This is a genomic window from Ruegeria sp. AL3 (assembly GCF_056536065.1).
On record NZ_JBQFJG010000001.1, the window covers coordinates 3,098,816 to 3,121,045 of the forward strand.

The following is a 22,230-nucleotide window of genomic DNA, read 5'->3' on the forward strand; positions in this document are numbered from 1 at the left end:
CAAGCAAAGGTGGTCATGTGATCGGCCGCAACCTGAGAAAGGTGCCACACGAACCGGTAAATCGTTGCAGATATGTCCTATGCAGGTATTTCAAATTGGCTATAGTCGAACATCAGGGGGGGCAATGAGAGCTAGATACAAACCATTCCAATCGTTGACGCTTTTGCTGTCCTTGCTGAGCTTGATCCTGTGTCTGGCCGCGCCGGTGAAGGCCCAGGAATTGCCTGCCGAAGCCTCCGAACCCGAGGCGGAAGAAACCGAAAGTTTCAAGGCGCCCGTCATCGTGGACGGCGACATGTTGTTCTTCCTGCGCGGCTCCAGCGCTCTGCCCGCGCCGGAACGTGCCGAAAGCGTGCAGAACAAGATTATTGAGGTGGCCGAAGCCTCTGAAAGCCCCACCGTCGACATCACCTTTGAAGAAACCGACCTAGGCATACGCATTCGCGCCGACGGTGAAATCGTATCGATCGTGACGCTTGCAGACGCCGAACTGGATCAGATGGAGCTGGACGTCCTCGGCTTACTGCATGGTCAGGCCATCGAAGAGGCCATCCTTGCCTACCGCTCCAACCGTACAGATCAAGCCCGGGTATCCGGAGCGATTGAGGCCGCTGGATGGACCTTAGGCTTTGTCGTCTTCGTGCTGGTTATCCTTTGGCTTCACCGGCGGATCAGGCGGCGCACTCTGAAACTAGTAAAGCGTTATTTGAAGGATGTCGAAACGGCGACGGCCAAAAGCGTTCAGGCCGAAGCAATCGCCGCCCTGATCCGATACGGGCTGAATTTTGCCCTGTTGGTCATCTTCTTTCTCGGCTTCTACTACTACCTGTCCTTCGTTCTACTGGCCTTTGCGGAAACACGCTATTTCGCGCAACTGCTGCTGACCTATCTGACAGAACCGGTACTGCTGATATTCAAGGGAATACTCAGCTATATCCCAAACCTGATTATGCTCAGCCTGATCGCATGGGTCACGTTGTACATAATCAAGGGCATGCGCGTGTTCTTCGACGCGGTCGAAGCCGGTTCGTTCGAAATGGGCGATTTTGAAAAACACTGGGTCAATCCGACGTTCAACATCGCTCGGGTTATCGTGATTCTGATCGCGCTCGTCTTTGCCGTTCCCTACATTCCCGGTTCGGATTCGGCCGCCTTCCAGGGTCTGACCATTCTGGTCGGCGCCATGCTGTCGCTGGGTGCCAACTCGGTCGTGTCCAACATGCTGGCGGGGCTTTTCGTGATCTATCGCCGCTCCACGTCAATTGGCGACCGCATTCAGATCGGGGACCATATCGGCGACGTGGTTCAGATCAAACTGATGGAGACGCATCTGAAATCCATCAAGAACGAGCTGATTTCGATCCCGAACGCTCAATTGATGAATTCGGACGTTGTGAATTTCTCGAAGAAAACCGATGGCAGTGGGTTGCTGCTGCACACGACGGTTGGCATCGGATATGAAGAACCGCCCGAAAAGGTCGAAGCAATGCTGATCGAGGCGGCCAACCGCACCAAGGGCATCAAGGCCAAACCTGAACCTTTCGTACTGTGGACGGCGCTGGCCGACTACGCCATCAATTATCAGATCAACGGTTACACCACCCGCGGCAGCATCATTCCCAAAATCCGCTCGGACCTGCATCGCAACATTGTCGCCGTTTTCAACGAGAACAAAGTGCAGATCATGACGCCATCTTACATGGCTGATCCGCCAGAACCAAAAATCCCGGCGGATGAATGGGATGGACATCTGGCACATGAATCGCACGAGGAAGCGGATAAGTCGTAACCGGCGCTACACCCTGCCCCACAGATGGTGCATAAGCGGTTTCAGTGATTCACGCATTCAAGGATCTGAGACATGCACGACATCCGCGCCATTCGCGAAAACCCTGCCGCTTTCGACGCCGCTTTAGCGCGCCGTGGGGACGCGCCGGTGTCGTCAGATGTGCTCAGGCTGGACGAAAGCCGCCGCGCCAAGATTCTGGCGGCCGAAACAGCGCAAGCCGAACAGAACAAGGCGTCCAAGGAAGTCGGGGCTGCCAAAGCTCGAGGCGACGAAGCCGAATTCGAACGCCTGCGCGCGCTGGTTGCCGAGAAAAAAGCCGAAATCGCGCGGATGCAGACCGAGGCCAAGGATCTGGATGCCCTGCTGACGGATCAGTTGATCCGGATCGCAAATCTGCCCGCCGAGGATGTGCCGGATGGCGTGGATGAAAACGACAATGTCGAGATCAGCCGCTGGGGCACACCGCTTGAGCTGGATTTTGCGCCCAAGGAACACTTCGAGATCGAAGCCGTTCAGCAAGGCATGGATTTCGAAACCGCAGCCAAACTCTCGGGTTCGCGATTTGTGCTGCTGTCCGGTGGCGTCGCCCGTATTCATCGCGCTTTGGCGCAGTTCATGCTGGATACGCATATCACCGAAAACGGGCTGACCGAGGTGAATGGCCCGGTTCTGGTTCTGTCCGAGATGATGCAGGGCACCGGCCAATTGCCGAAATTTGGCGAAGACAGCTATCAGACCCGCGAAGGCTGGTGGCTTATCCCGACCTCCGAAGTGTCGCTGACCAATATCGTCAACGACAGTTTGATCGAGGAAAGCTATCTGCCCCGACGCTACACCGCGCATTCCCTGTGCTTCCGGTCCGAGGCCGGATCCGCGGGCAAAGACACCCGCGGGATGTTGCGGCAGCACCAGTTCGAAAAGGTCGAGATGGTTTCGATCACGCATCCGGACAAATCGGATGAAGAACAAAAGCGCATGCTGCGCTGCGCCGAGGGCATTCTGGAAAAGCTGGGCATTCCTTACCGCACTGTCATCCTGTGTACCGGTGACATGGGCTTTGGCGCCCGCCGCACCTATGATATCGAGGCCTGGTTACCCGGTCAGGACACCTATCGCGAGATCAGCTCGGTTTCGACATGCGGTGATTTCCAGGCCCGCCGCATGAACTCTAGGTTCCGCCCCGAAGGTGGCGGCAAGCCGGAATACGTCCATACGCTGAACGGTTCGGGTTTGGCTGTTGGGCGTTGCCTGATTGCCGTGCTGGAAAATGGCCAGAACGCGGACGGCACCGTGACCCTGCCCGAAGTCCTGAGCCCCTATCTGGGCGGCAAACTGACCCTGCAACTGGACGGCACACTAGCCTGAAAAACGAAACCGGCACCATGAGGCGCCGGTTCACAATGCAAGACGGGGCGAAGGAATTTACTTCTTCGCCTTTTTCTTGTCCTTCTTGCTATCTTTCTTCTTGTCACTTTTTTTCTTGCCTTTCTCGGCGTCTTTTTTGCCCTTCTTGGCGTCTTTTTTCTTTTCGTCCTTTTTCGATTTTTTGTCCTTCTTGGACTTTGCTTTCACCTTATCCTTGGCCTTGGAAAACGCGGCTTCCATTTCTTTGCGTTTCTTGGCGGCTTTTTCAGCTTTCGCCTTGGCCTTGGCCTTTTTCTTGGCTGCGGCTTCGGCTTTTTCGGCCGCCGCTTGTTCTTCTGCCGCTTTGCGTGCAGCTTCTTCCGCCCGTTTTTCTGCCGCTACAGCGGCCACGGTCTTGCGCGGGGCGGCTTTTCGTGTCGCCGGCTTTCGGGCGGCTGGTTTTGCGGTTGCTGGTTTCCGTGCCGCTGGCTTTCGTGCCGGCGCCTTGCGCGCGCCAGACTTACCGGCGGCAAGCGTTGCGGCTATTGCCGCTTTTGCGGCTTCGATCAATAGGGCGGCGCGGCTCTCACCGACCCGAGGAACCTTGACCAGATCTGCGGGTGACGCCTTCGCTATCGCTTCTGCGGTCTTAAAGCCATTGGCTGCAAGGGCTTTTTTCAGCGCCTCTCCCACACCTTTTACGTCGGTCACTACAGTCATCCAAAGGTCCTTTCTCCATCGCCCTGCCTCATCGCATATACACTGGATATGCATATCCGCAAGTTCAGCACTTGCCTTCTCGGAACAAATGGATCAGCTATGCGCCAACCCAGCGGTTCGGTCATTTTTCGGGAATGGCACGAGGCGTTTCGCATCCTCATCCCAAAGCTTGAGGTTCAATGCCGCTACAGCCTCGGGGAACTTGATCCGACGAGGCGTGAATTCAGGCGGCAGATTATAGTGGCAGGCCCGCAACCGATACGATGGGATACGCGCGTTGTAATGGTGGATGTCATGTAACGTGATACAGGCGACGGCGGTATCGAACCACCATCCGAAATCCAGTGCGGAAGATCCATGCAACGCTGCGGTCTGCGGGTTCAGGTCAGGACGGCGATCCCAATAGGTATCTTCAAAATTGTGTTGCAGATACACGAGAAACACACCCAGCATTCCGCCCAGAAACGAAAACACCAGCCAGACCAGAATACCGGTCATGCCCGCCACCAGGTACAACAGGCCCAAAAATACGATGATCGATGCATTGTGCAGCAAGACGCCTGCGACACCGAAACGAACAGTGTTCTTGGGCCAGCGATAGCGAATGAAATATGTGAACAGCGCACCGACCGGCACCAGGATGAAAGGGTTTCGATACAACCTGTAAAACAAACGGGTTTTCCAGTCCGCGTCCTGCCATTCCCGCAATGTCATCGTGTGAATTTCACCGGTCTCACGATGCTCGAGGTTTCCGATCCCAGCGTGGTGCAGATTGTGGTTCTGTTTCATCACCTCGAACGGTGCAAAGGTGAATGGCGAAAGACCATGCCCTGCCCATTCGTTCTGCATTCGCGTTTCAAACAGCGAATGGTGCCCGCAATCATGTTGCAGCACATAAAGGCGTACCGCCGAAAAGGCGAAGACGATCCCGGCCGGGATCATGATGTACCAGCGGTCCACGAACACGATCGCCAGAGACAGCGATGCGAAATACACCGCGAACGTGCCAAAATAGCTCAGTGCAGCCAATCTGTTGTCCTGAACTGCGTAGTGTCTTGTGTATTCCCTCAGATCCATCCAGTCCGCTCCCCACGATGGCCCTGTTTTAATCTGTTAAAAATCCAGGCGCGGCTTGACCGCGTGCAGGCAATGCATGTGCTGACAGATGCACACACGTGAATGCTAGCGCGCAGAACAGGGGCTGTCACGCCCTCAGAGCGAAAACGCTGAAAATTGGCGCAGTTACGCGCTTGCGTGACGATCACCAGCGCCGAATAACGCGCCCTGGCAAGTGGGAAGCGCCCGGGAAAACAGCCCCGCAATGTCGCGGAACGCTTCAGCAGTATTCGAAAACCTCCCTTTGAGTTGACGCTTGGGAAACTTCCAGTCAGAGTAAGAAGCAGTATTTTAAGGCATGTTGATTGACTTATTCGAGAAATATATTGCCATTGGCGCCATTGTTCTGCGCCTCGCTTGCTGGGTGCTCTTATAACGGTTTCGGCACCTCATCTTCAGCCGCCATCGTGACTGGCAATGCAATTGTGCACTAGCTGCGCGGTCGCGGGCTGCATGTTGCTACGATGCGCGGCACGGCAATCTTCAGCTTGGGCATCTATCACGAGGTTCTGGTGTTTGCCGGAAATTGCGAAGATGGCCCGGCAAGGCTGACAGACCGTCAGGCACTGATCAAAAACCAAACTCTTGCAGCATCCGTGACAGACACGACAGGGCTGGAGATCGCCCTTGGCCGCAGATGGAGCGGCCTGACCCTTGGCCGCCATCAGGCCGCTGTTCTGGTGGATGTGCCACAGGGCGCCGAAATCTCCCGCAGCCTGCATCTGGATCTGACTGACCTGTCGGCAACCAGCGTTGATCAACAGGATGACACTCTGTGCACGAAGGAGACGGGGACGTGAAAAAATTATTTATTTTGTTTGGGTTAAGCAGTGTTTGGGGATGTGGCGATACGCTTTATGTCGCGCATGATACAGTTGTCGGTATCAATGCCGCCGTCAGCGCCAATCGGCAGCAAGGCCAGGTTGTGATCGGTTATGACAGAGATTTCGCTGCCGTGGTTCCCGTGATTGAACCAGGCAAGGTCGGTCCCGACGGCACATCGCGCACAGATCGCGAGGCTATGGCCGTATTCGGCTGCACACGGATGGAAACCAAGAGCATTTTCTTGACCCGATACTCAGACGTCATTTCCACCGGAGACGCCGCAAACAAACTTGCAAAGACGCTTGGAACAAAAAACCGAACCGATGGTGCCGCGAGACTGGTCACCTGCGGTGAAGACAAAGAGGGAAAAGACAAGGACACCGGCAATGAACAGGGCAATGACAACCAATCGACCGGAGGAAATGGCAATGGCTGACAACCCAAGACTTTCTTGGATCATCCTCCTGGCAATCGGGGGCTTTGGCCTTGTCGGCTGCACCTCGATTCAGGATCGCAGTTTGGTCTATGGGGAACGCAGCGGCGTGAACATCGCCTTGCGCTCTGATCCCGCCAAGGCGCTGCCCGTCGAGGTCAATGCAGGTGTACAGCGCCGCGTGACAACGCTGGTTCCGCCCATATCGCGCGATCAAAACAAACGACCCAATGATGAGGCGGTCAGTTTGGTTTCGACATTTGACCTGACCTATGACAATGCCGACGCTTCCAAAGGTCTTTTCGGAGGTCGGACGCGAATTGCATCGATCTTTACGACAGGTTCAGCCGCGACCGAACTGGCGACGGCCATTGAACAGGGCAATGGGACGTCAGAGGGTATCGCCAATGCCGCAGAAGCGAACCGCGCATTCGTACTTGGGCACGATTGAGTCAGTCCGCCTGTGTCATCAAAGCCCTGATTCTGGTGCGTAGTTTACCCGCGCCCCTTCAGATGCTTGGCCAATGCGCCCGCGTTTTTCTTGCGCCGACCCTTGTAGGGGTTCTTGTCCCCCTGCCCGCGCAGCGTCAGGCGGATCGGTGTTCCGGGCATGTCGAAATCCTGCCGTAAACCGTTCACCAAGTAACGGGTATAGCTTTCAGGCATTTTGTCGGGATGCGAACACATCACCACAAACCCCGGAGGTCGGGTCTTGGCCTGCGTCATGTAGCGCAGTTTGATCCGGCGTCCCTGTGGGGCTGGCGGCGGGTGTTGTTCCAGCATAGCCGTCAGCCAGCGGTTCAGAGCGGCAGTCGGCACCCGGCGGTTCCAGACGTCATGGGCGCGCAGGATCGCGTCGCGCAAACGCTCCAGTCCCCGGCCCGTCTTGGCGGAAACCGTGATCAGCGGCGCGCCGCGAAGTTGCGGCAGCAGCCGGTCAAACGACTCTTTCAACTCGCGCAGCTTTTCCTGCTTGTTGTCTTCGATGTCCCATTTGTTGACGGCGACGACAACGGCCCGGCCTTCACGCTCGGCCAAATCGGCAATCCGCAGATCTTGCTGTTCAAACGGGATCGCGGCGTCCAGCAACACAACGACGACCTCGGCAAATTTTACCGCGCGCAGGCCGTCGGACACGGAAAGCTTTTCCAGCTTTTCCTGTACTTTTGCTTTCTTGCGCATCCCTGCGGTGTCAAAGATCCGCATCGGCGTGCTTTGGCCGTCTGGGTCAGCCCAGTCGATTCGCAAGCTGATTGCGTCACGCGTGATCCCGGCCTCTGGCCCGGTCAACAGACGGTCTTCGCCGATGATCTTGTTGATCAAGGTGGATTTGCCCGCATTCGGACGCCCCACCACCGCAACCTGCAAGGGCTTGGCTGCGGTGATCAGCGGCGTCTCGCCCTCACCGTCTTCGTCCAGTTCAATGTCCGTTTGCGGGGCTTCCTCGACTTGTTTTTCCTCTGCCGCGTCTGCCAGAGGCATCAGCTGCGCATAGAGGTCCGTCATCCCTTCACCATGTTCGCCCGACAAGCGGACCGGTTCACCCAGACCAAGGTTGTAAGCTTCCAGAACACCCGCATCCGCAGCATTGCCTTCGGCCTTGTTGGCCGCAAGGATCACGTGCTTGGACCGTTTGCGCAGGATCTCCGCGAACATTTCATCCGTTGGTGTCACACCCACGCGCGCGTCGATCATGAACAGGCAGACATCAGCCATGTCCACGGCACGTTCCGTCAGACGGCGCATCCGCCCCTGAAGGCTGTCATCCGTCGCGTCCTCAAGACCCGCCGTATCAATCACGGTAAAGCGCAGATCGCCCAGACGCCCTTCGCCTTCGCGCAGGTCGCGCGTCACGCCGGGCTGGTCGTCGACCAGGGCCAGACGTTTGCCCACAAGGCGGTTGAACAGGGTGGATTTGCCCACATTCGGGCGCCCCACGATGGCGAGGGTCAGCGACATGATACTCAACTTTCAAGACTCAAGAAGCGCCCTTTAGCGCATCTTGCCGTCAACGGAAAGCGTGTAGATCTCCCTTGGAGGAAACGACATACAGCGTTTGCCCGGCAACAACCGGAGCCGTAGTTGCACCTCCGGGAACTTCGACCTGGTGAACCAGTGCCCCGTTAACCGGATTGAAGAAGCGCAGATACCCGTCATTGGACGCAATCACAATACGGCCTCCGGCCAGGATCGGACCGTAATGTGCAAAGATCGGACCACGGCGGCCTCGCTTGTCCTTGACAAAGCTTGGCAGATCCTGCGCCCAGATGACCGAGCCATCGGCCGCATTCAAGCGCACCAGCTGACTGCGGTCACTGATCAGGAAGATGCTGTTGCCTGCGGGCCAGACCGTATCAACCGCACCTTCATCGGCGGTCCAGCGGCGTTCACCGGTGGCGGCGTCAAAGGCAACGGTCCGGCCAGAATGGTTGCCGATATAGATTGTGTTTCCGACAACCATCGGACTGCCGGTCACGTCAACGATCTGCGCGGCGGCCCGTCCCCGCCGCCCGCCTGCGACCGACGCATTCCAGCGACGGATGCCCCCACGGCGGAAGGTGGCCGCAACATCGCCGGACCCGAATGCAAACACTGCCAGGTCCGAGGCAATCACCGGTGCCGGTGCGCCCAGAACGTTACCGACGCTGGGCGTGCCTTCGATTTGCCAGGCGATACGCCCGTCCTTGGTGTTGATGGTCCACCCGGTTTCGTCCCCCGCGACAAGGTACAACAACCCGTCATTTACCATCGGAGAGCCGCTTCCGGTTGCGTCCAATCGCTTCTGCCACCGCACGGCGCCCGTTTTTGCATCCAATGCGGTCAGTCGCCCGAACCCGGACGACACGTAGAGAACGCCGTTCGAATAGGCCAGGCCGCCACCGGTGGCGTCTGCATCACCGTCGCTTGGCGGAACCAGATCGGTATCCCAGGCCAACTGACCCTGCGGCGTGACCGCTGACACCGTCGCCCCCGCATCCAGTGTATAGATCAACCCGCCCGCAACCACCGGTTCGGCGGTGATACGTTGCTTGCGCGAGTCGCCCTGCCCGATCGACACAGACCAGACCCGCTGTGGCGTGCCACGCAGTGCTGCGTTCGTGGTTCGGTAAGCAGCCGTCCCCGGGCTTTGCGGCCAGCTGGCATTCGCTTTTTGAGCTGGCAGGCTGATGGGCTGAGAGCCGCTCTTTTCCACTGTTTCCAGATCAGACGCCGGACGGATGTCTTCACGTTCTCCGGGCAAGATCGCTTCAGGGGGTTCACAGGCGGTCAATGCGGTCAAAGCCAGTGCCGCAACCGGCAATCCCGCGCGGGAAATTAGTCTTGTTACCATGATGTTCCGAACTCGCCTGTCATTAAGTCTTTTGTCCCGCCTGGTCAGCCCTGCTGTGCCACCAATGGCTCGGGTTCGCCGCCCAATGCAACTATCAGTTGGGCCGCACGTTGTTGCAGATCAATACCGACCTCGGCGTCCTGACGCAGCGCCTGCAAGCGGTCCAGTGCCGCATCGACATTGCCCTCGGACACGTCGATCAGGGCCAGTTGCTCCTCGGCCAGCAGTCGAAGGGGCGCACCCGGCGCCGCCAGCGCTTCGAACTGCTGTCGACGGTCAGCGGCGGGCAAGGTGTCGCTTTGCAACAACAGCGCCTTGAAGCTTGCGATCGCGCGATAGATCTCGGGCAAATCCCCCTGCACGGCAACCGCGTTCAGACTGTTGACCGCCTCTTCGCGCGATCCCGCTTCAAGCTGAGACGCAGACAGCAGCATGTTCAGAACAGCATTCCCGCCCGGCGACTGCGCCTCGGTTTCCCGCAAACCGGCCGCCCGTGCATCAGAATCGTTTTCCGACAGAGCCGCCAGAATCGAGTCACCCAGATCCTGCGCCTGCGCCGTATCGCGGGATTTGCGGTATTCATTGAACGCCGCCCCGCCGACAATCAGCGCGACCGCCGCCACACCAACCCAACCCCAGCGGCGCAGCAGCAGATACATCCGATCACGGCGTACCTCTTCCGTGACCTCATCAATGAAACTGTCGGTGTCGCTCATTCCTGCCCCCTGGGCTGTGTGTCTTGCATAAGTGCGCCATGTCATACCCCGGCACCAACGCCAAGCCAAGGGTCCGATTTTGCGCATTTTCACCGCTTGGCTTCTCACTTGCGAAAAAAACTAAACCGAACTATTCAGTTTAGTGTAGAAATTACACAGCCGACGCCCCATTTCATACCAAGACGGCCCCGCTTTTGTTGGCACCGAATTCTAGGAGAAACACTGAATGCGTTTGATTTCTTTCATCAACGCCCTTCTGGTTATTGTTGCGTTGTATTTTCTTGTTTTTGAGCGCGACTCTTTGTTTGCTTTCGCCGGACGTGGCGAAGCGGAAGAAGCGGTACAGACCGAAGCCGTCGAATCCGACGAGACCGATATTGATGCCGTTGGCGTGGTCGCCCTGCGTTCGCAGGCGCGCGAAATTGACAGTGCGGTTCTGCTGCGAGGACAAACCAAGGCGAACCGGCAGGTCGAGGTTTTGTCTGAAACTACATCCACGGTCATCTCGGAACCCAAGCGCAAAGGTGCCTTTGTCGAGGCCGGGGATGTTCTGTGTGAACTCGACCCCGGCACGCGCCCGGCGCAACTGGCCGAGGCGCTGGCCGGAAAACTCGAAGCCGAAAGCCGCATTCCCGAGGCTGAAGCCCGCTTGCAAGAGGCGCATGCCCGTGTGGCCGAGGCCGAAATCAATCTGACGGCTTCGCGCAAACTGGCGGAAACCGGGTTTGCTTCGGAAACCCGCCGAATTTCCAGCGAGGCTGCGATGAGCGCTGCCAAAGCAGGTGTAAAATCCGCCGAAGCCGAGCTGGAGGCGACCCGGGCCGGAATCGAAGCAGCCGCAGCCGCAGTTGAAGCCGCGCAGCGAGAGGTCGGACGCCTGACCATCAAAGCCCCGTTCAAGGGCCTGCTGGAAAGCGACACCGCAGAATTGGGCAGCCTGATGCAGCCCGGATCGCTGTGCGCAACCGTGATTCAGCTTGATCCGATCAAACTGGTCGGGTTCGTGCCGGAAACCGAAGTCAACCGTGTTCAGGTGGGGTCCGAGGCATCGGCAACGCTGGTCACCGGTCGGCAGCTTGGCGGCCGCGTCACGTTCCTCAGCCGGTCGGCTGATGAAACAACGCGCACGTTCGAAGTTGAAATCACGGTTCCGAACCCGGATCTGACCATTCGCGACGGTCAGACCGCGACCATCAGCATCGCAGCCGAAGGCACAAAGGCACATCTGCTGCCGCAATCCGCCCTGACCCTAAGCAACGAGGGTCAATTGGGGGTGCGTACTGTCGGCACCGGCAATGTGGTGGATTTCCTGCCTGTCCGCATTCTGCGTGACACGGCCGAGGGTGTCTGGGTCGACGGTCTCCCCGAAACAGCCGACATAATCATTGTCGGACAAGAGTTCGTGACACGCGGTGTGACCGTAGCGCCGACTTATCGGGAAGCGTCACAATGACCGGTGTTGTCGCATGGGCCGCTGATCGAGCCCGCATGGTGTTGGCATTTATCGCGATTTCGCTGGTTATCGGCGGATTTGCCTATGTCTCGCTTCCGAAAGAAGGCGAGCCGGATATCGAAATCCCTGCCCTGTTTGTATCCGTGCAGTTTCCCGGGATTTCCGCAGAGGATTCCGAAAACCTGCTGATCAAGCCGATGGAGACCGAACTGGCGGATCTCGACGGGCTCAAGGAAATGACATCGACCGCTGCCGAAAACTATGCGGGGGTCGCGCTGGAATTTGACTTCGGTTGGGACAAGACCGCGATCATGGCCGATGTGCGTGACGCGATGAACACAGCTCAGGCGGACTTTCCCGAAGGCGCAGAACAATATTCCCTGACCGAGATCAACTTTTCCGAATTCCCGATCGTCATCGTGAACCTGACCGGTCCCGTTCCCGAACGCACGATGGCCCGTGTCGCCAAGGATCTACAGGACGATCTTGAGGCTCTGGATTCCGTTCTCGAAGCCGGTATCGCAGGCAATCGCGACGAGATGCTGGAGGTCGTGATCGACCCGCTGCGGCTTGAAGCCTACAACGTGACGGCGGACGAGCTGATCAACGTGGTACGGAACAACAACCAGTTGATTGCAGCCGGTGAAGTTGAAACCGCGCAGGGCACCTTCTCGGTCAAGATACCGTCGTCGTTCAAAACCGCACAGGATGTTTACGGCCTGCCCATCAAGGTCAACGGTGATCGGGTCGTCACCTTGGGGGAACTGGCACAGATCAACTACACTTTCGAAGACCGCGAAGGGACGGCCCGTTTCAACGGTGAACCGACCGTCGCGTTGCAGGTGGTCAAGCGCAAGGGCTATAACCTGATCGACACCGTCGCGCAGGTGAAGGAAACCATTGCGCATGCAAAGACCAAGTGGCCGCCCGAGCTTCAGGCGGCGGTTGATCTGGGTACATCGAACGACCAGAGCCGCATCGTCGGCTCGATGGTCAGCCAGCTTGAAGGCTCGGTATTGACCGCGATTGCGCTGGTGATGATCGTGGTTCTTGCCTCGTTGGGTACGCGGGCCGCCCTGCTGGTCGGTTTTGCGATCCCGACCTCGTTCCTGCTGTGTTTTGCGTTTCTGGCGGTCATGGGTGTCAGCATCTCGAACATCGTGATGTTCGGCCTCATCCTGGCGGTGGGGATGCTGGTGGATGGCGCCATCGTCGTGGTGGAATACGCAGACAAACGCATCAAGGAAGGCGTGGGCCCGATGCACGCCTATGTCGAGGCCGCCCAGCGCATGTTCTGGCCCATCGTGTCCTCGACCGCGACGACGCTGTGTGCGTTCCTGCCCATGTTGTTCTGGCCCGGTATTCCCGGTGAGTTCATGGGAATGCTGCCGGTCACGCTGATCTTCGTTCTGTCGGCGTCGCTGATCGTGGCGCTGATCTATCTGCCGGTCATGGGCGGTGTGTCCGGCCGCCTGAGCCGCCTCTTCGATCGGTCTTCGACCTGGTTGCGGGCGCGCACGCCATGGTGGGTCCGGGTGCTGATGGTGCCGCCGTCGCTGTACATGATCTTTCTGGGTGCGATGCAGGTTCTGAACCCCAACTACCTGCTGCCCGGTGGCTCGATCGCCGGGGCGCTGCTGTTCCTGTTCGGGGCGTTTGCCGGGTCCGTAACCCTGAGCGCGGCCAAAATGGAACGCGCCGAAGAGGACCACGTTCATACAGCGGACGAACACACGTTTTTTGGCCACGTCGTTCGGTTCCTTGTCGGCAATCCGATCATGCCGATCGTTTCCCTGCTGACGGTTTTCACGGCGGTGTATTTCGTGGCCTTCGTCTGGTTTCCTCAGGAATCCCGCGGGGTTGAATTCTTCGTGGAAAGCGAACCTGAACAGGCCACCGCATATGTGCGTGCCCGCGGGAACCTTTCCCTGGCGGAAAAAGACGCGATGGTTCTTGCCGCCGAAGAGATCATCGGAACTCACCCTGCGGTCATCAACGTCTTTGCCTTTGCGGGCGAAGGTGGCCTGAACCAGAATAACGGTGGCGCTCAGGCGCCGGCCGATACAGTGGGCCGGGTTCAGTTCGAAATCATCCCTTGGGAAGACCGCCCCAACGTTTCGGAATCGGCCCTGTGGGGCCTGTTCGAACGGCACTTCGTGGCGCCCGAATATGATGGCGACTTCGTGATTGATGAGCTGAATACCCAACTTGCAACGATCCCCGGCATCATCGTCGAGATTTTGCCGTTGGAGCAAGGCCCTGCTTCGGCCAAGCCTGTGCATCTGCGCATCAAGGGTGACGGGTGGGAAGACCTGACCTCGGCAGCGATCACCGCCCGCGAGGTTTTCGACACCACGCCGGGCCTGATCAAGACCGAAGATACCCTGCCTCTGCCCGGCATCGACTGGCAGATTGACGTGGATGTCGCCAAGGCCGGTCGGTTCGGAGCCGACGTGGCAACCGTCGGCGCCATGGTCCAGTTGGTCACGCGCGGCATATTGCTGGGCGAGATGCGCCCGGACAGCAATGACGAAGAGATCGAAATTCGCGTTCGCCTGCCCGAAGAAGACCGCGTTTTGTCGACACTGGATACACTCAAGGTCCGTACCCCGGACGGTTTGGTGCCCTTGTCGAACTTCGTAACGCGCAAACCCGTGGCCAAGCTGGCCGAGATCAACCGCGTCGACCAGCAGCGATACTACGACGTCAAAGCGGATGTCGAACCGGGGCTGAGCAAGGTTGTGACCGAAGGCCCCGATGGAAAACAGGTGCGGCTGGCCGTCATGCGTGAAGTGACGGAAGGCTACACACCGACCGGCACCGTTCTGAATGGTACGGGTGGAAAGTCATATGAACTGGTTCAACTGACCGGCGCAGAAAGTGTCGACCAGCTGCGCAGCGCAATCGAAGACGGGGATGCTCAGTTTGCGCTGATCAACCCGAACGAGCGTATTGCGGTGCTGACGGAATGGCTGGAAACCGGCCCGTTCGCCAACGCGATCAGCTGGGAATGGACTGGTGATCAGGAAGAGCAGGAAGAATCCGGCGCCTTCCTGGTGAACGCGTTCATGGGCGCCCTGGGGCTTATGTTCGTGATCCTGCTGGCGCAGTTCAACTCGTTCTACAATTCAGTTCTCGTGCTGCTGGCGGTTGTTCTGTCCACCACCGGGGTTCTGATCGGCATGATCGTGATGGAACAGCCCTTCTCGATCATCATGACCGGGACCGGCATCGTGGCCCTGGCCGGTATCGTGGTGAACAACAATATCGTTCTGATCGACACCTATCAGGAATACAGCAGCTATATGCCGAGAATCGAGGCGATCATCCGCACCGCGGAATCCCGTATCCGCCCGGTTCTGCTGACCACGCTGACAACGATGGCCGGTCTGACGCCGATGATGTTCGGCCTGTCGCTGGACTTCATCAATGGCGGCTATTCCATCGACAGCCCCACCGCACTGTGGTGGAAACAGCTGGCCACAGCGGTGGTCTTTGGCCTGGGCATTGCAACTGTTCTGACGCTGATCGTCACCCCATCGCTTCTGGCCTTGCGGGTCTGGGTGACAACCTATGCGATCTGGCTCAGCCGAGTTCTGGCCCGTGTAACGGCAGGCCGGTCCAGCCAGATCGCGCAGGACATGGCGATAGGGCGCTCTGCCCGGCAGATGCAGGCCACAGAAATTGTGTGGGAGGACGACTCGCGTTTTGAAGGATCAGAACAGGACAGTCGATCAGATCAGTCTGGTCGCCCCTCTGGCCCGCCGCTGAAAGCTGCTGAATAAACGAAAAGGACCGGAACTCCCGGTCCTTATTCATTTGGCCATCATCACAACCGGGACCACGTCTGATGCGCGCAAATCGCATGTTCGCATCCTTTGACCAGCAGCTTGTCCCCCTGCAACGTCATCTGTGGCACCGCATCCACGTTGATCAACGGGACCCAGAATTCGCCGCCGCCGTATTTTCCTCCGCCTTCACCGGCCACGTCCCAGAACAGTTTCTTACCGATACTCGGTGTTTGGACTTCCTTGCCTGAAGAGTCATAGGCCGAAAGGATCCGACCGCAGAACTTATCCCCACACGCCGTGATTTTGATGTGCGAAATCAGGTTCTTGCGATCAGGTTCAGTCTTCCAGACACCCACGATGGGATCGGCCGCCACAATGACCGGCAGACTAATCGCGATCGCAATAGACGATAGTCGTGACTTCAATCGCTTCATCATGACAGGCACCCTTCTGGTTTTTTGTATTCTACCCTGTTTCGCTCAATGTTTGGATCTTCAGGCCGCTTCCCCGTCCGATTGCTGCCGGTTCCACAATTGGGCATACCGCCCCGACCGCGCCAGCAACTCGTCATGCGTGCCCTGTTCAATGACCTCGCCCGCTTCCAGAACCACGATCCGGTCCGCTTCGGCAATGGTGCTGAGGCGATGGGCAATGGTGATAACCGTACGACCCTCTCCTGCGCGCGCCAGCGCATCCTTGATGTCCTGCTCGATATCTGTGTCCAGGGCCGAGGTCGCCTCGTCCAGCAACAGGATCGGCGGGTTCTTGAGCAAAGTCCGCGCGATGCCGACTCTTTGTTTTTCACCACCTGACAGTTTGAGCCCCCGTTCACCGACCATAGTGTCATAACCTTCGGGCAGCGAGGTGATGAAATCGTGAATTTGCGCAGCTCGGGCCGCGGCCTCGACCTCCTCCGGGGTGGCGTCGTCACGGCCATAGGCAATGTTGTACCGGATGCTGTCGTTGAACAATACCGTGTCCTGCGGCACAACGCCGATGGCCGCGTGCAGGCTGGACTGCGTCACATCCCGCACATCCTGTCCATCGATCTTCAAGGATCCTTTGGTCACATCGTAGAACCGGAACAGCAGCCGCCCGATGGTTGATTTGCCAGACCCGGTTGCCCCCACGATGGCCACGGTCTGCCCGGCAGGAACGGTCAACGAAACACCCTTGAGGATCTCCCTTTCAGGGTCATAGCCGAAATGCACGTCGTCCAGCGCGACTTCGCCGCCATTCACCTTGAGGTTGGGCGCACAGGGTTTGTCGGTGACTTCGGCGGGCTGTTCAAGCAGATCGAACATCTGGCCCATATCGACCAACGATTGCCGGATTTCCCGGTAGACCGTCCCCAGAAAGTTCAGCGGTACGGTGATCTGGATCATGTAAGCGTTGACCATGACGAAATCGCCCACTGTAAGGTTTCCGCTCTGAACCCCGATGGCAGCCAGAACCATCACACCGATCAAACCACAAGTGATCAGGAATGACTGGCCAAAATTCAGAAATGCCAGCGAATATGCCGTTTTCAGCGCCGCCCCGGCATAGGCTTTCATCGACACATCATATCGCTCAGCTTCGCGCGCTTCGGCATTGAAATACTTGACAGTTTCAAAATTCAGCAGGCTGTCGATGGCGCGCTGATTGGCTTCGGTGTCCTGATCGTTCATCTCGCGCCGAAGCTTCACCCGCCATTCGGTCACGGCAAATGTGAACCAGATATACAGACCGATTGTGACGGCGACGACCACCAGATACCAGACATCGAACAGCCACATCAGGATGATCGCCACCAGCAGCAGTTCCAGGATCAGCGGCCCGATCGAGAACAGCAGAAAGCGCAACAGGAACTCGACGCCCTTGACACCCCGTTCGATGATGCGGCTCAGCCCTCCGGTACGGCGGGACACGTGGTAACGCATCGAGAGGTTGTGAATGTGCCGAAAGGTCTCAAGCGCCAACGCCCGCAGAGCCCTTTGGCCTACGGGCGCAAAGGCCGCATCCCTCAGTTGTTGGAATCCCACGGTCAGCATCCGCGCCACGCCATAGGCGACCGTCAGCCCGACCGCGCCCAGCGCCACCGGCGGCACGCCCTCACCTGCCAGCGCGTCAACGGCACCTTTGTAAAGGATTGGCGTATAGACCGCGATCAGCTTGGCCAGAACCAGCATGACCATGGCAATCACCACGCGGCGCTTTACCCATGGTTCATCCTGTGGCCAAAGATAGGGTGCCACTTTGCGGATCGTGCGCCAGCCCGAGCTTCGCTCGTCACGCGGCACCGTATCGTCCGGGGTCGTAGTAGGTGTTCGTCTCATCACGTACCTTAACTGCGGTCAGAGATTGACCCCGGCCCGCTTGGGCCAAAGGCGATGCTTATTCAGGTATGGTGAAGACCTGCCCCGGATAGATCAGATCCGGATCGCGGATCAGGTCGCGATTGGCCTCGAACAGCCGTACATACAGGACCCCGTCGCCAAACCGGTCGCGCGAGATGGCCCACAGCGTGTCGCCCCGTTGAACCGTAACCGAACGGATGGCAGCTGCTTCGCCCTGCGCGTTGGCCTGACTGGCCGCGACTGCGGCATCCAGTACTTCAACCGGCTCTCGCTTGAACGGGGTTTCGACCCGGCTGAGCACCGTCCCGTCCGTATTCACCGCGTCCACGCGCAGCGTGTAGACACCCGGATCAATCCCCTCCAGATCGCTGCGCCAGGATCCATCCTCGTTCGGGTCGAGATCGGCGATCAGGCGATTGTTCAGGTACAGTCGAACAGCTGCACCGTCCTGCGCACGCCCCGTCAGCTGGACATTGCCGGTATCAGAGTAACCGATGGTATCCAGTGCAATCTGATCCGGGGGCGTGTCCCGCACCACAGGCGGCTGCACCAGTTCAACCCCTTCTTCGCCGGACCGCAGCACTGCAATCTGCTGATCCGGTTCGGGTGTCTGCGGCGGCGAGTCGGCGGTTTGCGTTTCCTCGGCCTCCGGCACGGTGGTTTCGGTTCCGGTCACATCAGTTTCTGGCGCTGGAACTTCGGTCGCCGTTTCGGGCTCAACGTCTGCATCGGCTGTCGCGATCGTGCCGTCTTCGGCGTCGGCCGTCGTGTCCGGATCGGATGCTGGCGATTCTTCAGTTACAGGCGCTTCTTCGACCGGCTTTGGCAATGCCGCAATCAGATAGTCGTCGGACTGTGTGATCCGTTCGCCATCCTTGCTTTGCAGGACCAACCCCTGAGCCGCGTCGCTGAACGGGATCGAAACAAATTCGGCAAACTGGCCGCTGCCGTCCACGGTAAAGCTGTGCAGGGTTTCGCCGTTCAGCAGCACCTCGATCCGGCTGCCGGGCTCGGCATCGCCGGACAACAGCGCCGTGCCATCTGGCTCAACAAAAATCTGATCCAGGGCCGGAGGGGCCGCTGGCTGGGGCGCGATATCTTCCGTCTTGGCAACGGCGGTGTCCGCGTCAGAGGCGTCAGCCGTTTCACTAGTGTCCTCGGCAGGCTCGGTCGTGGGCCCTTCATCCGCGGGAGCCGCCTGTTCAGCCACTTCCGGTTCCGAAACCTGCGCATCCTGCCCTACAGGTTCCGGGGCTACGGCAGAGGCGGTTTCCTGCGGGGCGCTCGGCTCGGGCGTTTTGGTGAAGACGCCGGACAGATACAATCCACCCGCGCCCAATATCGCAACAAGACCCGCAATCACCCCCCAGATGAAATTGCCCGAGCTTCCGTTTCCCGATTTGGCGTCCATTATTTTCCTTTCACTCCGCCGGGCAAAAGCTATGCGTTGAAAAGCTTTCCGACGGACAGTTGAGCCAATCTATCAATCCCGCTATCACGGGTCAAAACCCCTGACACAACCCCGGAGCCCCCCTTTGATGTCTCAGAAATCAGTCTGTGTGTACTGCGGGTCACGCAATGGAGCCGAGAAGGCTTATTCTGAAACCGCACGGCAGTTTGGTAGCCTGCTGGCGCAGGAAGGCTGGCGGCTGGTTTACGGAGCCGGAGATGTCGGTTTGATGGGTGAAGTGGCCCGCGCCGCGCAAAATGCCGGAGGTGAAACCTTCGGCGTCATTCCGGTGCATCTGGTCAAGCGCGAGGTCGGAAAGACGGATCTGACCCAATTCGTGATCACCGAGACAATGCACGAGCGCAAGAAAGTCATGATCATGAACGCCGACGCCGTCGTTGTCCTGCCGGGCGGTCCGGGGTCGCTGGACGAGCTGTTCGAAGCGCTGACATGGCGCCAGCTTGGCCTGCATGACAAGCCGATCGTCGTGGTCAATGTGAACGGCTATTGGGACGCGTTGCACACATTGTTGGATCAGGTGATCGGGCAAGGCTTTGCCGACACGTCTTTGGCGGATTTCATCACCTGGGTCGAAGACGCCGATACAGCCATGATCGCCCTGCGGGACAAGCTGACCTGAGGATGGGAAACCGTGCGGGCGGTTGAACCGCCCGCCGTATTCATCAGGCAAGTCTGGCTTTGGGTTGCAGACTGAGGCGCACCACCTGCTCGACCTTGTGCAAAGGATGATTGGTCAGGGTCTTGTTGACCTCGGCCACGACCTTTCCCAGCACCTCGCTATGTAACCGACGCCGCAACAGACCCAGAACATGGGGGCTGGCCACCAGAACCAGCCGATCATAGGCGCCTTTCAGCCCCTTGCGATTCAACAGGTTCGCCAGATCCTGCACGAACAGAGATTTTGCGTGCGCCTTCCACGTGGGTTCTTCAATTGCCGATTTCTGTTTTGGTCCGCCGTCGTTGCGACGACCTGCGCGGTCCGTCGGTTTTCCGGTCGGGCCGTCTTGTTCTTCGACAGCGACGACGACAAAATTGGGATCGTCGGCATCGGTGATATTCTCCATCACCAGCGCTTTCTCTCCATCTGCAACAATAACCCAAGTTCCCTGTGTAAGTGCGACCATTGCGATCTCCTGATTAGGTTGTGTTCTGGGTATCCCTCGACCTGCTGGACATGCGGGTTCGTTGACGCACGAACAGTGCGCAGCCCGATCATTGTTTGAATTGATATGCAGTTTCTCCCTCTACCCTACAGAGATGTGTACTGGAAAACAGCAAACAAGATACCGTCACGCAGAAAGGACACGTATCGGCGGGTTTTCACCGGCTGGTCATCAACCCTTTAGGCGGACATCTCGACAACGGTGATTTCGGGCGTCACGCCCAGACGAACCGGCAGGATCGAACAGCCGATACCGCCCGAAACGACCAGATCGCGCCCATTTTCGCGTACATGGCCATAGGCATAGCGATTGCCGAATTTCGATGGCACCACGGGCGACCAGCCGAACAGGCGCACTTGGCCACCATGTGTGTGCCCTGAAAGGGTCAAGGCCACCCGCCCGGGCACAGTGGGAAACACATCGGGCTCATGCGCCATCATCACAACCGGAGCGTCATCGGTGATCTGCGCCAGAGTACCCGCCAGATCGTCCAATCCCTGTGGTTTGCCTTTGCGCCAGATCGCCAGCTGATCCTCAAGCCCGGCCAGCCAGATGCCCGGGGCCTCGAGTTTGATGGCAGCATTGGACAACACCGAAATGCCATTCTGTTCCAGGATCTTGGCATAGCGATTGGGCCCGGATCCGCGCCGCTGTGCCGTCCTGTCATCCCACCAGTCGTGATTGCCCAGCACGGCAAAGACACCATTCTTCGCCTCAAGCCCGGCAAGCACGGGTGCCAGGTCCTGCATCTTGACCGTGTCAGACACACCTTTGTGGCTTGCAAAGAAATCACCCAACAGCAGGATCACGTCCGGAGCCAGCGCATTGGTTCGGCGGACCACCTGCTTTACGCGGTTCAGGCCGACATAGGGCTCGCCCACATGCAAATCGGACAGTACGGCGATTCTGAGCGGCGGCGCTGTCCAGTCGTCCCGCTGAATGCGCCATTTGCGCACGCGCAACCGCACTGCGGGTTCAATGACGAACCCGTAGGCGGCCGAAACAAGGCCTGCCAGCGTCACCGCCAGCAGGCCCTTTATGAACCGACGTCGGTTCAATACGTTACATCCGTGATGCGACGTTTTCCCAGTTCACCAGATTGTCGAGGAAGTTCGACAGGTAAGCCGGGCGCTTGTTGCGGAAATCGATGTAGTAGGAGTGCTCCCAAACATCGCAACCCAGCAGCGCGGTCTGACCAAAACAGAGCGGGTTAACACCGTTCTCGGTTTTGGTGACGGCCAGCGAGCCATCGGCATTCTTGACCAGCCACGCCCAGCCCGAACCGAACTGACCGGCACCGGCAGCGCTGAACTGCGATTTGAATTCGTCAACCGAACCAAAGCTTTCTGTCAGAGCCTTTTCCAGCTCGCCCGGCATCTTGGACTCGCCCGGCCCCATCATCTCCCAGAACTGGTTGTGGTTCCACAACTGGCTGATGTTGTTGAAGATGCCGTTTTGTGCCACGGCGTTTGCGTCGTAAGTGCCAACGATGATCTCTTCCAGCGACTTGCCGTCCCACTCGGTGCCGGCGATCAGCTTGTTGCCGTTGTCGACATAGGCCTTGTGGTGCAGGTCGTGGTGATATTCCAACGTTTCCGCGGACATACCCTTGGCTGCCAGCGCGTCATGTGCATAAGGAAGATCAGGAAGTTCAAAAGCCATGTCGGCCCCCTGTTTAAATGTAAGTTGCGGTTCCCAAGGTTAAATGCTTTGGCAACCGCCGCAGGTCAAGGGCCGAG

General features: G+C 58.4%; 19 protein-coding genes. 8 read left to right on the plus strand and 11 right to left on the minus strand.

The features are described 5' to 3' along the window. The first annotated feature begins 124 nt into the window (after window positions 1-124). Together ACR3E6_RS15700 and serS are read left to right on the plus strand one after the other, a co-directional pair. Window positions 125-1,789: a mechanosensitive ion channel family protein gene (locus ACR3E6_RS15700; RefSeq protein WP_480487945.1), complete on the plus strand. Its 1,665-nt coding sequence runs from the start codon at window positions 125-127 to the stop codon at window positions 1,787-1,789. A 72-nt stretch (window positions 1,790-1,861) separates the two neighbouring features. Continuing rightward, the gene (gene serS / locus ACR3E6_RS15705) at window positions 1,862-3,154 is read left to right on the plus strand and encodes a serine--tRNA ligase (protein ID WP_480487947.1); all 1,293 of its coding nucleotides are present in this window, start codon (window positions 1,862-1,864) and stop codon (window positions 3,152-3,154) included. A 57-nt stretch (window positions 3,155-3,211) separates the two neighbouring features. Here the strand turns inward: serS and ACR3E6_RS15710 are convergent, their stop codons facing one another. Together ACR3E6_RS15710 and ACR3E6_RS15715 are read right to left on the minus strand one after the other, a co-directional pair. Continuing rightward, the gene (locus ACR3E6_RS15710) at window positions 3,212-3,907 is read right to left on the minus strand and encodes a helix-hairpin-helix domain-containing protein (RefSeq protein WP_480487949.1); all 696 of its coding nucleotides are present in this window, start codon (window positions 3,905-3,907) and stop codon (window positions 3,212-3,214) included. Window positions 3,908-3,946: 39 nt separating this feature from the next. Continuing rightward, window positions 3,947-4,930: a fatty acid desaturase gene (locus tag ACR3E6_RS15715; protein WP_209832709.1), complete on the minus strand. Its 984-nt coding sequence runs from the start codon at window positions 4,928-4,930 to the stop codon at window positions 3,947-3,949. 503 nt (window positions 4,931-5,433) lie between these two features. Between ACR3E6_RS15715 and ACR3E6_RS15720 the strand changes: the two genes are divergently transcribed. From ACR3E6_RS15720 to ACR3E6_RS15730, 3 genes are read left to right on the plus strand one after another with little or no spacing between them, the layout of a single operon-like run. After that, on the plus strand, window positions 5,434-5,769 hold the full coding sequence (locus ACR3E6_RS15720) for a hypothetical protein (RefSeq protein ID WP_480487951.1): 336 nt from the start codon (window positions 5,434-5,436) through the stop codon (window positions 5,767-5,769). Next, window positions 5,745-6,230 (plus strand): hypothetical protein, encoded by a 486-nt coding sequence (locus ACR3E6_RS15725; RefSeq protein ID WP_480487953.1) that lies wholly within the window; start codon window positions 5,745-5,747, stop codon window positions 6,228-6,230. The genes ACR3E6_RS15720 and ACR3E6_RS15725 overlap by 25 nt, the downstream gene beginning before the upstream one ends. Then, the gene (locus tag ACR3E6_RS15730; RefSeq protein WP_171631377.1) at window positions 6,223-6,678 is read left to right on the plus strand and encodes a hypothetical protein; all 456 of its coding nucleotides are present in this window, start codon (window positions 6,223-6,225) and stop codon (window positions 6,676-6,678) included. The genes ACR3E6_RS15725 and ACR3E6_RS15730 overlap by 8 nt, the downstream gene beginning before the upstream one ends. Before the next feature lie 44 nt (window positions 6,679-6,722). On the opposite strand, the gene der is transcribed toward ACR3E6_RS15730, so the two are convergent. Genes der through ACR3E6_RS15745 form a run of 3 tightly spaced genes read right to left on the minus strand, consistent with a single transcriptional unit; the run spans window position 6,723 to window position 10,274 of the window. Next, the gene (der, locus tag ACR3E6_RS15735; RefSeq protein WP_171631375.1) at window positions 6,723-8,186 is read right to left on the minus strand and encodes a ribosome biogenesis GTPase Der; all 1,464 of its coding nucleotides are present in this window, start codon (window positions 8,184-8,186) and stop codon (window positions 6,723-6,725) included. Between the two features lie 49 nt (window positions 8,187-8,235). Next, complete coding sequence (locus tag ACR3E6_RS15740; RefSeq protein ID WP_209832702.1) at window positions 8,236-9,558, minus strand: PQQ-like beta-propeller repeat protein; 1,323 nt, start codon at window positions 9,556-9,558, stop codon at window positions 8,236-8,238. A 44-nt stretch (window positions 9,559-9,602) separates the two neighbouring features. Continuing rightward, window positions 9,603-10,274, minus strand: coding sequence for a hypothetical protein (locus ACR3E6_RS15745; protein ID WP_171631369.1), 672 nt, complete (start codon window positions 10,272-10,274; stop codon window positions 9,603-9,605). 226 nt (window positions 10,275-10,500) lie between these two features. Between ACR3E6_RS15745 and ACR3E6_RS15750 the strand changes: the two genes are divergently transcribed. Together ACR3E6_RS15750 and ACR3E6_RS15755 are read left to right on the plus strand one after the other, a co-directional pair. Beyond that, a complete protein-coding gene (locus ACR3E6_RS15750) occupies window positions 10,501-11,727 on the plus strand; it encodes an efflux RND transporter periplasmic adaptor subunit (RefSeq protein ID WP_171723019.1) in 1,227 nt (408 codons plus the stop codon). After that, window positions 11,724-15,512: an efflux RND transporter permease subunit gene (locus ACR3E6_RS15755; RefSeq protein ID WP_480487956.1), complete on the plus strand. Its 3,789-nt coding sequence runs from the start codon at window positions 11,724-11,726 to the stop codon at window positions 15,510-15,512. The genes ACR3E6_RS15750 and ACR3E6_RS15755 overlap by 4 nt, the downstream gene beginning before the upstream one ends. A 44-nt stretch (window positions 15,513-15,556) precedes the next feature. Here ACR3E6_RS15755 and ACR3E6_RS15760 read toward each other — a convergent pair whose 3' ends face one another. Genes ACR3E6_RS15760 through ACR3E6_RS15770 form a run of 3 tightly spaced genes read right to left on the minus strand, consistent with a single transcriptional unit; the run spans window position 15,557 to window position 19,268 of the window. After that, window positions 15,557-15,955, minus strand: coding sequence for a DUF2147 domain-containing protein (locus ACR3E6_RS15760; RefSeq protein WP_480487958.1), 399 nt, complete (start codon window positions 15,953-15,955; stop codon window positions 15,557-15,559). Window positions 15,956-16,012: 57 nt separating this feature from the next. After that, on the minus strand, window positions 16,013-17,836 hold the full coding sequence (locus tag ACR3E6_RS15765; protein WP_480487960.1) for an ABCB family ABC transporter ATP-binding protein/permease: 1,824 nt from the start codon (window positions 17,834-17,836) through the stop codon (window positions 16,013-16,015). A 58-nt stretch (window positions 17,837-17,894) separates the two neighbouring features. Continuing rightward, entirely contained in the window at window positions 17,895-19,268 is a 1,374-nt protein-coding gene (locus ACR3E6_RS15770) for a LysM peptidoglycan-binding domain-containing protein (RefSeq protein WP_480487962.1), read from the minus strand. A gap of 127 nt (window positions 19,269-19,395) precedes the next feature. Here ACR3E6_RS15770 and ACR3E6_RS15775 point away from each other — a divergent pair, with 127 nt between their 5' ends. Then, window positions 19,396-19,947, plus strand: coding sequence for an LOG family protein (locus tag ACR3E6_RS15775; protein ID WP_480487964.1), 552 nt, complete (start codon window positions 19,396-19,398; stop codon window positions 19,945-19,947). A gap of 43 nt (window positions 19,948-19,990) precedes the next feature. Here the strand turns inward: ACR3E6_RS15775 and ACR3E6_RS15780 are convergent, their stop codons facing one another. The 3 genes from ACR3E6_RS15780 to ACR3E6_RS15790 all read right to left on the minus strand — a co-directional run bounded on the left by ACR3E6_RS15780 (window position 19,991) and on the right by ACR3E6_RS15790 (window position 22,153). Beyond that, window positions 19,991-20,452, minus strand: coding sequence for a baeRF12 domain-containing protein (locus ACR3E6_RS15780; protein ID WP_171631353.1), 462 nt, complete (start codon window positions 20,450-20,452; stop codon window positions 19,991-19,993). Window positions 20,453-20,670: 218 nt separating this feature from the next. Beyond that, entirely contained in the window at window positions 20,671-21,549 is an 879-nt protein-coding gene (locus ACR3E6_RS15785; RefSeq protein WP_480487966.1) for a metallophosphoesterase, read from the minus strand. A gap of 4 nt (window positions 21,550-21,553) precedes the next feature. Continuing rightward, entirely contained in the window at window positions 21,554-22,153 is a 600-nt protein-coding gene (locus tag ACR3E6_RS15790; RefSeq protein WP_171228054.1) for a superoxide dismutase, read from the minus strand. Between the last annotated feature and the right edge of the window lie 77 nt (window positions 22,154-22,230).

Bases quoted from the DNA above. Each gene is read 5' to 3' on its own strand.
- ACR3E6_RS15700 (WP_480487945.1), top strand. From the start codon at position 125: ATGAGAGCTAGATACAAACCATTCCAATCGTTGACGCTTTTGCTGTCC.
- serS (WP_480487947.1), top strand. From the start codon at position 1,862: ATGCACGACATCCGCGCCATTCGCGAAAACCCTGCCGCTTTCGACGCC.
- ACR3E6_RS15710 (WP_480487949.1), bottom strand. From the start codon at position 3,907: ATGCATATCCAGTGTATATGCGATGAGGCAGGGCGATGGAGAAAGGAC.
- ACR3E6_RS15715 (WP_209832709.1), bottom strand. From the start codon at position 4,930: ATGGATCTGAGGGAATACACAAGACACTACGCAGTTCAGGACAACAGA.
- ACR3E6_RS15720 (WP_480487951.1), top strand. From the start codon at position 5,434: ATGCGCGGCACGGCAATCTTCAGCTTGGGCATCTATCACGAGGTTCTG.
- ACR3E6_RS15730 (WP_171631377.1), top strand. From the start codon at position 6,223: ATGGCTGACAACCCAAGACTTTCTTGGATCATCCTCCTGGCAATCGGG.
- der (WP_171631375.1), bottom strand. From the start codon at position 8,186: ATGTCGCTGACCCTCGCCATCGTGGGGCGCCCGAATGTGGGCAAATCC.
- ACR3E6_RS15740 (WP_209832702.1), bottom strand. From the start codon at position 9,558: ATGGTAACAAGACTAATTTCCCGCGCGGGATTGCCGGTTGCGGCACTG.
- ACR3E6_RS15745 (WP_171631369.1), bottom strand. From the start codon at position 10,274: ATGAGCGACACCGACAGTTTCATTGATGAGGTCACGGAAGAGGTACGC.
- ACR3E6_RS15750 (WP_171723019.1), top strand. From the start codon at position 10,501: ATGCGTTTGATTTCTTTCATCAACGCCCTTCTGGTTATTGTTGCGTTG.
- ACR3E6_RS15755 (WP_480487956.1), top strand. From the start codon at position 11,724: ATGACCGGTGTTGTCGCATGGGCCGCTGATCGAGCCCGCATGGTGTTG.
- ACR3E6_RS15760 (WP_480487958.1), bottom strand. From the start codon at position 15,955: ATGATGAAGCGATTGAAGTCACGACTATCGTCTATTGCGATCGCGATT.
- ACR3E6_RS15765 (WP_480487960.1), bottom strand. From the start codon at position 17,836: ATGAGACGAACACCTACTACGACCCCGGACGATACGGTGCCGCGTGAC.
- ACR3E6_RS15770 (WP_480487962.1), bottom strand. From the start codon at position 19,268: ATGGACGCCAAATCGGGAAACGGAAGCTCGGGCAATTTCATCTGGGGG.
- ACR3E6_RS15775 (WP_480487964.1), top strand. From the start codon at position 19,396: ATGTCTCAGAAATCAGTCTGTGTGTACTGCGGGTCACGCAATGGAGCC.
- ACR3E6_RS15780 (WP_171631353.1), bottom strand. From the start codon at position 20,452: ATGGTCGCACTTACACAGGGAACTTGGGTTATTGTTGCAGATGGAGAG.
- ACR3E6_RS15790 (WP_171228054.1), bottom strand. From the start codon at position 22,153: ATGGCTTTTGAACTTCCTGATCTTCCTTATGCACATGACGCGCTGGCA.